Origin of the sequence: Faecalimonas umbilicata (assembly GCF_004346095.1) — a bacterium.
Classification (GTDB): domain Bacteria; phylum Bacillota; class Clostridia; order Lachnospirales; family Lachnospiraceae; genus Faecalimonas; species Faecalimonas umbilicata.
The window spans coordinates 16,604-28,262 of the sequence record NZ_SLZV01000036.1; the positions used below are offsets into that span (position 1 = coordinate 16,604).

General features: G+C 42.7%; 9 protein-coding genes. 1 reads left to right on the forward strand and 8 read right to left on the reverse strand.

Annotation, left to right across the window (positions count from 1 at the left end; genetic code table 11):
* Positions 1–102: 102 nt before the first annotated feature.
* The 5 genes from EDD74_RS13505 to EDD74_RS13525 all read right to left on the reverse strand — a co-directional run bounded on the left by EDD74_RS13505 (position 103) and on the right by EDD74_RS13525 (position 6,879).
* A complete protein-coding gene (locus EDD74_RS13505) occupies positions 103–972 on the reverse strand; it encodes a DegV family protein (protein ID WP_116441840.1) in 870 nt (289 codons plus the stop codon).
* Positions 973–983: 11 nt separating this feature from the next.
* Positions 984–2,369 (reverse strand): MATE family efflux transporter, encoded by a 1,386-nt coding sequence (locus EDD74_RS13510; protein ID WP_008976241.1) that lies wholly within the window; start codon positions 2,367–2,369, stop codon positions 984–986.
* Positions 2,370–2,627: 258 nt separating this feature from the next.
* Positions 2,628–3,992: a spore germination protein gene (locus EDD74_RS13515; protein ID WP_008976242.1), complete on the reverse strand. Its 1,365-nt coding sequence runs from the start codon at positions 3,990–3,992 to the stop codon at positions 2,628–2,630.
* Between the two features lie 177 nt (positions 3,993–4,169).
* Positions 4,170–5,507, reverse strand: a complete 1,338-nt coding sequence (locus EDD74_RS13520; protein WP_116442493.1) for a C40 family peptidase — start codon at positions 5,505–5,507, stop codon at positions 4,170–4,172.
* 157 nt (positions 5,508–5,664) lie between these two features.
* Positions 5,665–6,879: a C40 family peptidase gene (locus EDD74_RS13525; protein ID WP_116441839.1), complete on the reverse strand. Its 1,215-nt coding sequence runs from the start codon at positions 6,877–6,879 to the stop codon at positions 5,665–5,667.
* 234 nt (positions 6,880–7,113) lie between these two features.
* On the opposite strand from EDD74_RS13525, the gene EDD74_RS13530 reads away from it, so the two are divergent.
* Positions 7,114–7,482 carry a VOC family protein gene (locus EDD74_RS13530; RefSeq protein ID WP_016439246.1) on the forward strand — a complete coding sequence of 123 codons (369 nt, stop codon included), beginning with the start codon at positions 7,114–7,116 and terminating at the stop codon, positions 7,480–7,482.
* An 87-nt stretch (positions 7,483–7,569) separates the two neighbouring features.
* On the opposite strand, the gene EDD74_RS13535 is transcribed toward EDD74_RS13530, so the two are convergent.
* The 3 genes from EDD74_RS13535 to argS form a co-directional block, all read right to left on the reverse strand.
* Positions 7,570–8,430, reverse strand: a complete 861-nt coding sequence (locus EDD74_RS13535; RefSeq protein WP_116442492.1) for a CPBP family intramembrane glutamic endopeptidase — start codon at positions 8,428–8,430, stop codon at positions 7,570–7,572.
* Between the two features lie 73 nt (positions 8,431–8,503).
* Complete coding sequence (locus EDD74_RS13540; protein ID WP_016439248.1) at positions 8,504–9,652, reverse strand: alanyl-tRNA editing protein; 1,149 nt, start codon at positions 9,650–9,652, stop codon at positions 8,504–8,506.
* An 18-nt stretch (positions 9,653–9,670) separates the two neighbouring features.
* Positions 9,671–11,437 carry an arginine--tRNA ligase gene (gene argS, locus EDD74_RS13545; RefSeq protein WP_116441838.1) on the reverse strand — a complete coding sequence of 589 codons (1,767 nt, stop codon included), beginning with the start codon at positions 11,435–11,437 and terminating at the stop codon, positions 9,671–9,673.
* Between the last annotated feature and the right edge of the window lie 222 nt (positions 11,438–11,659).

Here is an 11,659-nt window from a genome sequence, read left to right on the forward strand (position 1 = left end):
TAGGATATACCACTCTGTCCTGGGATATACCACTCACATACAAAAACAGGATACCGTATGAGCAAAATATTTGCCCCTCAGCATCCCGTCTTTCTATTTTCTCTATCGTTTGTTTCCCATAAAACAGAGCGCTACAACTCCTGTCCCGGTATGAGAGCCGATAACTGTTCCGACGTAATTGATCAAAATATTGTGGATCCCAAACCGCTCTTCTACCAATTTCCCCACATATCTGGCATCTTCTATACAGTCTCCATGGCTGATCATGATCACATCGTTCTCTTCCTCATATCCCTTGATCTGCTCTGCCATCGCATCCACCAGAATATTCAATGATTTTTTACGCCCTCTGACCTTTCCGATCGGAACAAGCTTCCCATTTTCATCCATGTGGATGAACGGCTTGATATTGATCATAGACCCGACCACCGCTGACGTTTTGGAAAGTCTCCCTCCTCGATACAAATGATTCAGATCATCCACCGCAACATTATGGCAGATATGTAACTTGTTTTTCTCCACCCATGCTGCTACTTCCTGCAAAGTTTTGCCTTTTTCCTTCATGCATCTCGCTTTGTGATATAATAACCCTTCTCCGACCGATGCACAGAGGGAATCAATCACGCAAATTTCTGCCCCTTCATACATTTCCTTCAGTTCTTCTGCCGCGATCCTTGCGCTATTATAACTTCCACTCAACCCGGAAGAAAAAGCAATGTGGAGAATGTCTTTTCCTTCTTTCAATATTCCCTCGAACAACTCTCTCACCTGTTCTGGATTTGCCTGAGAAGTCGTCGGCATTGCCCCATTTCGCATTTTTTCATAAAAAACTGCCGGTTCCAGACCATTTAGATCCTCATAAGTCTCCCCTTCTATCTCATAGGAAAGCGAAACTGCCTGTACCTGATATTCTCTTAAATATTCTTTCGGAAGATCGACTGTGCTGTCCGTTGTTATCACATATTCTCTCATAGATGGGCCTCCTATTGTTTTCTTTTCCCCATCATATCATTATTTCCGCAATTACGCAAAAACTTTCTTGTGATCGTCAAAAATAAGACACTCGTCACAAATACTGCAATAATATCCGCAATTGGTTCTGCATAGTAAATTCCGGACACTCCGAAATATTTCGGGAGAATGATTGCCAATGGCACGAGCAAAATCACCTTTCTCAAAAGTGCCGCAAACAGTGATAACTTTGCCTGCCCCAGTGCGATAAACGCGCACTGACATGCCATCTGGATCCCAAAAATCGTAATTCCAAAGAAATATACCGGCATGACACTTGCTGTCAGATCCACAAGTTCTTTTTTATCTGTAAACATTCTCGCGAAAATTTCCGGTCCAACAATCGCTGAAATCCCAAGTGTCATCGATGCCGCCAGACAGATAATAAGCATTCGCTTAAATGCGCCCATCACCCGGTCTCTCTTTCCTGCACCAAAATTATAGCTGATGATCGGCTGCACTCCCTGTGAAACACCCTGAATCGGAACAATGATCAACTGCATCACACTCATCAGAATGGACATCGTTCCAACATACAGATCTCCGCCATATTTCTGAAGCCCATTGTTCAATACAACCGTCACAAGGCTTTCTGTGCTCTGCATAATAAACGGGGAAATGCCGATTGCCGCAATTGCCCCTACGATCTTTTTGCTTAGTTTCAAATATTTTTTTCGGATACGGATAATGCTTTTCTTTGACACGAGGAATCTCACTACCCAAACTGCACTGACTGCCTGAGAAAGAATTGTGGCAAGCGCTGCACCTTTCACTCCCATATCAAATAAGAAAATAAAAATCGGATCCAACACAATATTAATAATTGCTCCGATCAAAACGGACAGCATTGCAACCTTTGCATTTCCCTGACCGCTGATAAATGTATTCAGCCCGATTGCAAGCTGTACAAACACTGTACCCACTAAATAAATCGTAATGTACTCCTGCGCATATGAGATGATGTTATCACTTGCTCCAAATGCATATAAAATTGGTGTTTTAAAAATCATAAAGAATGCAGTCAACACAACTGAAAACAAGAGCAGAAGACTCGTACTGTTTCCAAGTATCTTTTCCGCTCCCTCATAATCTTTCTTTCCCAAATGAATAGAAGCAATCGGTGCCCCTCCCATTCCGGCGAATGCACTGAACGCCGAAATAATAGTAATGATCGGGAATGTGACCCCCACACCGGTAAGTGCCATATCTCCATGTCCCGCTATATGTCCGATATAAATTCTGTCTACGATGTTATAGAGAACGTTGATCAGCTGTGCTGCAACTGCCGGAAGCGCCATACTTACAATGAGTTTTCCAAGCTTCTCGGTCCCCAGTTTTTCATCTTTGCTTTGTTCCATTTCAACTTCTTCCTTTCTCTTTTTTCTCTGACATCCCTGCTACCAAAATTTTTGGACAATAAATACTGATATTTCTGGGGCTTCAGAAATATCAGTTCTATCTGTCACTGTATTTTATTATAACAATCTTTTTCATGCGATTCAATTCTTTCGCTATATTTTATTTACTTTTCACATTTCACTTCTGGATTTCTTTGCCTTTCCTCGTCTGTATGGCAGCGTATTCCTTCCGCTGTCTTTCACCTGACTTGTCAATTTTTAGTTTTTACTGATTCTCAAATAACTTCTCCCCGACAGCGTCTTATTACAAACGATCGAAACAATTACGATCACACATCCTATAAGAAATCCAATCCAGTTAAACATTGCCGTCAGAACAAGAAGTAACAGTCTCATAAATTTTAACGCATATCCAAGTTCAAAATTAGGTTGTGTATAGTTTGCAACCGCGACAAACGCCATATACAGCATCACTTCAGAATTAAACCACCCGGAGCGCACTGAAAATTCTCCCATAACGATTCCTGCGATCACACTGAGCGGTGTACTCAGCATACTTGGTGTATTCATTGCCGCCAAGCGAAGTCCGTCAATAGCAAGTTCCAAAATGAGCAACTGAAAAATCAGTGGAATATTCACTGTATCTTTGATCGCCACAAACGCAAACACTTCCGGAAGCCACTCAAGATTCTGCATAAATAGTAAAAACAATGGTGTAACAAACACTGTGGCAATTGTGATCAACGCACGTGACACTTTCAGATACACATTCGTAATAGTAGGAAAATAGTAATCATTTGCCTCTTCGATCATATCTAAAATTGACGTCGGTAGTATCATCGCTGATGGGGAGTTGTCTACAAGAATCACAACTTTTCCCTCCAGCAGACAAGACGCTGCTGTATCCGGCCTCTCTGTGAATTTAAATTTTGGAAACGGATTGAACCACTTCCGCTTAAACAGTTCTTCCGCAAGCGTCTGCTGCGTCATCCGCAGAGCATCTACATGAATTTTTTCCAATCTGCTGTTCAGATTTTTCAGCAGTTCTTGATCGACCCGGTCATCCATATAACAAATCGCCACATCGGTCCTTGAACTCTCTCCTATCTCTGTCATTTTCATGATCAGATGCGGATCGCGGATTCTTCTTCTCATAAGCGCCGTGTTAAAAACAATCGTCTCCACAAATCCATCTCTTGGGCCACGCAGAGATTTGTCATTGTATGGCTCATCTACTCCCCTGGCGGGATAAGTGCGGCAGTCAATCACAATACATGCTTCATAGCCATCTACAAAAAGGCAAGTAGTCCCCGATAACAAATTTTTGATGATCCCATCAAATTCAGAAAGTGTATCGACCTCTACGTAAGGTACGAGCAACCTGGAAAACTCTGTAGCACTGTCTGGCATTTTTTCTTCTGTCACTGAAAAAAAAGATGTCATGATCTTTAGCATTGTATCATCCTTTGTAAACCCGTCGATAAAGAAAAAGCTACTTTTCTTTCCGCCGATCACAATATCTCTCTGTACAAGGTCAAAACTCTCTTTTACAGGCAGAACTTCATTCATATAAGCGACATTCTCCTCCAATGTCCCCATTATTTTTTTCTTATTCTCTTCCATGCAATCTTCCTCCTGCTTTTACCTGATTAGGATTGCCGGATTTTCTTCAAAATATTCTATTCGATTTTCTTTTCACAAACCGCGATTGCTCATACAAAATGTATTTTTACTCCATAAGCTGCAATAATTTTTCTACAAAAAAGGATGAACGCTCTCTTTCGTCCATCCTTATTTCCATTACCAGCAACGTACAAATGTATGCGCCGCCCAGTCTACCGTTGAAATTTTTACTACATCTCCTTCTTCCGGTGCATGGATCATCTGACCATTTCCAATATAGATTCCCACATGCCATCCATAATATACAATATCTCCCGGAAGTGCCTCCGAAGCAGATACTTCAACTCCTGCTGCTCCCTGATCCCAGGAGACACGTGGAATAGAAATCCCTGCTGCCGCATGAGCCGCCTGTACCATACCGGAACAATCAAATCCTGCTGTTGTCGTTCCTCCCCATACATATGGGATTCCAAGGAAACTATATGCCGCACTTACAATCTGCTGTGCCGCACTCTGATTTTCTTCCGGTGTCTCCGGCTCTGCTGGTGTCTGTGGCTCACTCGGCGTCTCTGGTTCTGCCGGTGTCTGTGGCTCACTTGGTGTCTCCGGCTCTGCCGGTGTCTGTGGCTCACTTGGTGTCTCTGGTTCTGTCGGTATCTGTGGCTCACTTGGTGTTTCCGGCTCTGCCGGTGTCTGTGGCTCACTCGGTGTCTCTGGTTCTGTCGGTATCTGTGGCTCACTTGGTGTCTCTGGCTCTGCCGGTGCCTGTGGCTCACTTGGTGTCTCCGGCTCTGCCGGTGTCTGCGGTTCACTCGGTGTCTCTGGCTCTACCGGTACTTGTTCTTGAACACTTTCATCTGGCTGTGCAGGTGTTGTTTCTTCTTTTTCTGGATTATCCGTCTTCTCTGCTTTTCCTTCCGCCTGACGTTTTTCCGCTACCGCCTGAGCAGCTGCAAGTACTTGCTGTTCTTCTGCCTGCTTTGTCTGGATAGTCGTTGTCAATGTCTCCTTCTTCACATTCAGTTCTGTATTCATTTTCTCCAGAGATGCCTTATCCTTTTCCAATGTAGTCTTCAGATTCTCAATCTCTTTTTTCGTATCAACATATTCTTGAAGTTTATCTCTGTCATAAGTATAAACTGCCTGCACATATTCTGCCTTATTCAATGCGTCCCCGGCCGACTCCGCATTGATAAATTTCTCAAGTTCTGTATCTCCGGCTTCATACATGTATTTAATACGTAACTTCATATCTTCATACTGCTTTGCTGATTTTTCTTCCGCCTGCTGCAATTCTTTGGAAGCTTTCTGGATCTCTTCTCCTTTTGCGATCAGTTTTGTCTCTAGGTCTGCCATCTTTGTCATCACCTGTTCCAATTCACTTTGGAGATCTGACACGGAACTTTCTTTCGTCTGTTTTTCATTTTCCTTTGCCGGAGCGGCAAATACAGGTGTTACCGCCATCGAACCGACTAAAGTCACTGCCACAACTGTCTTCCCAATTCTCTTTCTCATACGTTTTCCTTTCTCTTTTGAATGATTTCCTGTTAATACACAAAAGAGGGTTGATAACTTCAACCCTCTCCTCTTCAACTATCAAGTAGCACATCGTGTTTCTCCAAATATGCAGAACACTTTTGAAAGCTCTCTGATCCTTTTTTATTCTCTCTGATTACCAGCAGCGTCTAAACCATGGAGAGCCGTATACTGAAGATACTTTTACAACATCTCCCGGCTCTGGTGCATGAATCATCTGTCCACCGCCGATATAAATTCCTACATGATAACCATAACATACAATATCACCCGGAAGTGCCTCTGCCATACTTCCTACTGCCTGTCCACATGCCCCCTGCGCTTCACTGACACGTGGAAGACCGATTCCAACTGCCGCATGTGCTGCCTGCACCATACCGGAACAGTCAAATCCAGCTGTTGTCGTTCCTCCCCATACATATGGGATGCCAAGATATCCATAAGCAACATTGACGATCGCCTGTCCTACGCTTGTATCTCCTACCGGAGGAGTCACAGGCTGTTGTGGTTGCTGCGGCTGTTCTGGCTGCTGTGGGATCTCTGGTACACTTGGTGTCTGCTCTACACCACCTGTTGTATCCCCAGAACCACCCTGCGGTGGTGTCACACTTGTATTTCCATTGTTATTCTGTCCGGAACCTCCAACATTTCCTGACTGACCACCTGTGTTGCCATTATTCTGGCCACCTGTAATTTCATTTACGGAAGCCTGAAGCTCTGCCTCTCTCTGAGCAGCCGCCTCTGCTGCTGCCTGAACTGCCGCCTGTAATTGCACATCAAAATCTGCTACATTTGCTCTATGTGTCTCAATTGTTGCATTCAGATTCTGCTTTTCTCCTTCATAATCATCCTGCATCTGCTCCATATTTGCCATCTCTGTCTCCAGAGTCGCTTTCAAATCTGCGATCTGCTGTTTAGTATCCACATATTCCTGAAGCATTTTTCTGTCATAAGAATGGACACTCTGTACAAAATCTGCCTGATTCAGAAGTTCTGAAATACTGTCTGCTGTCAAAAGTTTCTCAACAAATGTCGTATTTCCTTCTTCATACATGTATTTGATACGAAGTTTCATATCTTCATACTGCTTTTCTTCTTTCTTCTGTGCATCTTCCAAATCTGCTGTTGCCTGAGTCACTTCTGTACCTTTTTCAATCAGATCTGCTTCCAGATCGCTCATCTTTGTAAGAAGTTCTGTCAATTCTGCCTGCAGAGAACTTACTTTATTCTGCTCTTCTGCTTTCTTCTGCTGTAATTCATTGACTGTCGGTGCAGCAAATACCGGTGTCACTGTTAAGGCTGCTGCCATTAATGAAATAATCACTAATTTTCCAAACTTTTTCTTATACATAAAATACCTATCCTGACTTTCTAAATTTATTGCTTTAGATCAAATATCTACTCTCATATGGGCTATTATAGCTTCTTTTCACCTAAAATGCAATAACTTTTAACATTTTTGTAATATTTTTCCGTCCCATCTTCCTCCTTTCTCTCACAGATTCTTCACTTTGAAATTCGGAAAACTTCTTTACATTTTTTCTCCGACAAGTTATACTCAAAGAAAAATTTCAGGAGGCTGACTATGAGTTTTAAATTTGTACACAATAATTTTAATATAAGAGATCTGGAAAAATCTCTTGCCTTTTATAAGGAAGCGCTCGGACTTGACGTTGTCCGCGAACATCATGCAGAAGACGGAAGTTTTACCCTGGTGTATCTTGGCGACAGCAAAACCTCTCACCAGTTAGAACTTACATGGCTTCGTGACTGGGACCGACCATACAATCTTGGTGACAACGAATTTCACCTTGCTTTTGAGACAGACTGTTACGAAGAATCTCTCGCAAAACATAAAGAAATGGGATGTGTCTGTTTCGAAAACGAAGCAATGGGAATCTACTTTATTGAAGATCCTGATGGATACTGGTTGGAAATTGTTCCTGCAAAATAGTTCCGATTCTCTTCTCGCTATGCAAAATGTCCTGCTGGAAATCTGCTGATTCCCGCAGGACATTTTGCAATTCTGTTTTTTCAATCTTTATTGCTGTTCTGATGATGTTTGGTCTGCTTCTCCCTGCCCGATTCTCTGAATCATAACATACATTGTCGCAGAGATTGCTGCACATGCAACTGTTGCAATTCCCATTCGCATCGGTTGTTCAAACATCCAACTAAATCCACCGATTTCTGACAAGATCACAGAGGTCAGATTTAATACCATATGTGCAAGTATCGGCGCTTTGATCGATCCGTATTTTTCATAAGCATATGAAAGCAGGGCACCCAACACACCTCCATAAACTGCCTGAACAAGATTGCCATGATAAATTCCAAAAATCAGTGCACTGATCAAAATAGCTCGTTTCATGTTCATTACTTCCCGCAAACGTTTAAAAATCAAACCGCGAAAAGCAAGTTCTTCTGCAATCGGCGTCAGAATCCCCAGACAGATAATCTGTGCCACAATGTTCACCTTATAAAAATTTGCCCCAGTTTCTTCGTAAGAGCTAATCATCGCAAGATTGCTCAACGTAAGAATATTGTTCAGCGCCACACAAGCCGCCACACCAAGTATAACAATCCAGACATATTTTACCGGTGAGGCTTTCGCTGGTTCAGCCATCCCCATCTGTCTTCTAATCCGGTTATCTTTGTGGAACATCCACCAAAATATCGGTATCGCTACAATTGCTGTCACTCCAGTGATGATAGTCGTATACTTTAAAATCTCATTGGTCATCTCGGTTACCATCTGTGCATACTCGACCTGACCATTCAGATACTGTGGCATCTTCAGTCCGGCAACAATGGCGCTTGCAAACATCGTAATGACGAGCGATATTCCATAATAGATCAAAAGCGGAACAGCCACTCGCCCTAAAATACTTCTCTGCTTCATCCAGTCTCCTCTCTTCTTTCTGCTTTTCTGTCTCTCGTCCATCTGCTTTAGCAGATATTTTTCTTCTCTATTTCTATCTACAATTCAGGAACGCCTCAATCTCTTCTCTTTTCCCTTGTACAGTTCCCTGCACCATCTCCGGCTTTCCTCCCCCGCGTCCATGAAACGCTTCGTTGAGAAGCTTTCCATTTTCCCTGACATCCAGGCTGCGGCTTCCGAGCACATATCGGTAACCCTCTCTCTCATTTCCAGAAAAGACAGCTGCCATCTTTGCTCCTTTTTTCAAGAGAAGATTTACCAGTTCACGCGTCATAACCGGATCTGTCTCTTCAAACAGGCAGACAATTTCACTGGAAATATCAAGTGTCTCTACTTTCTGTTCCAAAAACTTCCGTTCCAGTTCTGCAATTTTTGCCTTCTTCATCGCAAGTTCTTCCTGAAGTCTTTCAACTTCCACCGCTGTCTCATATTCTTTCGCCGAAAGCATCACTGCAATTTCCCGGTTATTTTTTTCTTTCTGATAGTAATCTTCCAGCGCACGAAATCCACAGAGCATCGAGATGCGCACACCGCCCTTGTAATTTTGCATGCCGACAAGTTTGATCAAACCGATTTCTCCCGTCTGCTTCACATGTGGTGCACAGCAGGCACAGACATCATATCCATCAATCACAACGATCCGTACCTGCCCTTCAATCTCAATCTTACTACGGTAACTGATCTTTGAAAGTTCCTCATCCGTCGGATACAATACTTGTACCGGGAGATTTTTTGCAACCGCCTCATTGGCAAGCTGCTCGATCTCATGCAGTTTTTCTTTCGGAACAACTCCGTTAAAATCAAGTGTCACACTGTCTGTCCCAAGATGAAACCCTACATTATGATATCCATATATCTTATGAATCAGCCCCGAAACAATATGTTCCCCGGTATGCTGCTGCATTTTCGAAAAACGTTCTGTCCAATCAATACATCCTTCTACTTCCGTTCCTTCCACAAGAGGCCCATCCGTGTAGTGAATGATCTTCCCATCTATCTCCTGCACATCACTCACTGAAACACCTCCGAGACTTCCGGTATCTGAGCTTTGCCCACCGCCTTCCGGGAAAAAAGCAGTCCGATCAAGAATAATCTCATACCCGTTCCCCGACGGTCTTACTTCCTGCACGATGGCCGTAAACGTACTTCTATGACTGTCCTGATAAAATAATTTTTCTGTCATCTGTACCGCTTATCCTTCCTACATTCTCTCCGGCGCTTCAAATCCAAGCAAATCAATGCATGTCTCAAGTACTTTCTTTGTCACTGTCAGCAGTGCAATAAAGCTTGCCTGACGCTCATTGTCTTCTTCTGCAAGAATCTTTGTCTCATGATAAAAGCGATTGAATGTATTTGCCAGATCATAAATGTATGCACAGATTTTATGCGGAGCCAGTTCTTCCAGCGTATTTTCAATCACACTGTTGAATTTTGCAGCCTCTAACATCAATGCTTTTTCGCTGTCTGAACATGCTGAGAGGAGTTTTACATCTGTCTTACTTCCTTCCATCTCTGCATATCTTGCAAGGATTGATTTGATTCTCACGATCGTATAAAGGATATATGGTCCTGTATTCCCCTCAAAGGAAGTAAATCTGTCTACATCAAACACATAATCTTTTGATGCCTGGTTGGAGAGATCTCCGTACTTAATTGCAGAAAGTCCAACGATCTGTGCTGTCTTTCTCGCCTCTTCTTCTGATACGGTGCGGTTATCAGTAATTTTTTTGTACATCTCCTCATTGATCTCACGAATCAGATTTTCCAGACGCATCACACCGCCATCTCTTGTCTTGAACGGCTTCCCGTCCTTTCCATTCATCGTGCCAAATCCGACAAACTGAAGATCTGTTTTCTCATTCACGATCTTTGTCTTTCTCGCACAGCGAAATACCTGTACAAAATGAAGCTCCTGACGTTTGTCAACAACATAGATCACTTCATCCGGCTGGTATAATTTTTCACGTTCGATCAAAGTGGCAAGATCTGTCGTATCATAGAGCGCTGCACCGTCTGATTTTAGAATCATACATGGCGGAATTTCCTTTGTATCTGTCTCTTCTTTTACATCTACAACAAGAGCCCCATTGTCGATATGTGCATATCCTTCTTTCTTCATGTATTCTACCATATCCGGGATATACTCCTGTGCATCCGCCTCTCCCTTCCAGAGATCGAAGTCCACATTCAGGTTGCCATAGTTCTTCTTCAAGTCAGTAACAGACACATTCATGATATGTTTCCACACTGCACGATAGCCACGGTGTCCGTTCTGTAACAGAAAAGTCGCTTGAAGCGCTTCTTCTTTATAGTCTTCATGTTCTTTTGCATAAGCACTTGCAGTCGGATAGATTTCTTCCAACTCCCCGATTGTAAACGGAGCTTCTTCCGGATATTCCCCCGCAAAGTTTTCATCAAAATACGGAAGTTCTGGTTTTCTCTTCTTTAACTCTGTGATCACAAGTCCCATCTGATATCCCCAGTCACCAAGGTGAACGTCACCGATCACATGATGCCCTGCAAATTTTCCGATCCGCTTGATGCTCTCTCCAATAATCGCTGAGCGCAGATGACCAACATGAAGTGGTTTCGCCACATTCGCTCCACCGTAATCAACAATAATTGTCTTTGGCTCTTTTGCAGTTTCAAATCCAAGATGTGCATCCTCGCTCATTTGATTTAAGTAACCTGCAAGGAACTCTCTGTCAAGCTTCAGATTGATAAATCCAGGAGCAACTGCCTCTGCTTCCTGAATACATGTACTCTCCTGAAGTTTCTCCACAACATCGTTCGCAATCATGATCGGTGCTTTTCTATACGTCTTAGCGCCTGCCATTGCTCCATTACACTGATATTCACATAGATCCGGTCTGTTTGATAACGTAACCTTTCCCAGTCCGCGATCATACCCTGCCGCTTCAAATGCATTTTCCAATTCTTCCTGTATAAATTCAAAAATTTTCTTCATAATACCTCCATCTTCATCTTTTGATGATTCTGTGCATCGATTGCTAATACATTATTTTAGCACAAGAAAGATAGAGCAACAACTACCTATTTTAAAAACATTTGTATCTATCTGCTTTTCTTCCGTATACTAGTATAACGAATATTAAATAATTGCTATATCAAACGGATGCCGCTTCCTCTTCACTGATTTCATCCATTTTATATTTCCAGTGATAAATCA

Coding starts and splice junctions, on each gene's coding strand:
- EDD74_RS13520 (WP_116442493.1), bottom strand. CDS start 5,507: ATGAGAAAGAGAATTGGGAAGACAGTTGTGGCAGTGACTTTAGTCGGT.
- EDD74_RS13525 (WP_116441839.1), bottom strand. CDS start 6,879: ATGTATAAGAAAAAGTTTGGAAAATTAGTGATTATTTCATTAATGGCA.
- EDD74_RS13530 (WP_016439246.1), top strand. CDS start 7,114: ATGAGTTTTAAATTTGTACACAATAATTTTAATATAAGAGATCTGGAA.
- argS (WP_116441838.1), bottom strand. CDS start 11,437: ATGAAGAAAATTTTTGAATTTATACAGGAAGAATTGGAAAATGCATTT.
- EDD74_RS13535 (WP_116442492.1), bottom strand. CDS start 8,430: ATGAAGCAGAGAAGTATTTTAGGGCGAGTGGCTGTTCCGCTTTTGATC.
- EDD74_RS13510 (WP_008976241.1), bottom strand. CDS start 2,369: ATGGAACAAAGCAAAGATGAAAAACTGGGGACCGAGAAGCTTGGAAAA.
- EDD74_RS13515 (WP_008976242.1), bottom strand. CDS start 3,992: ATGGAAGAGAATAAGAAAAAAATAATGGGGACATTGGAGGAGAATGTC.
- EDD74_RS13540 (WP_016439248.1), bottom strand. CDS start 9,652: ATGACAGAAAAATTATTTTATCAGGACAGTCATAGAAGTACGTTTACG.
- EDD74_RS13505 (WP_116441840.1), bottom strand. CDS start 972: ATGAGAGAATATGTGATAACAACGGACAGCACAGTCGATCTTCCGAAA.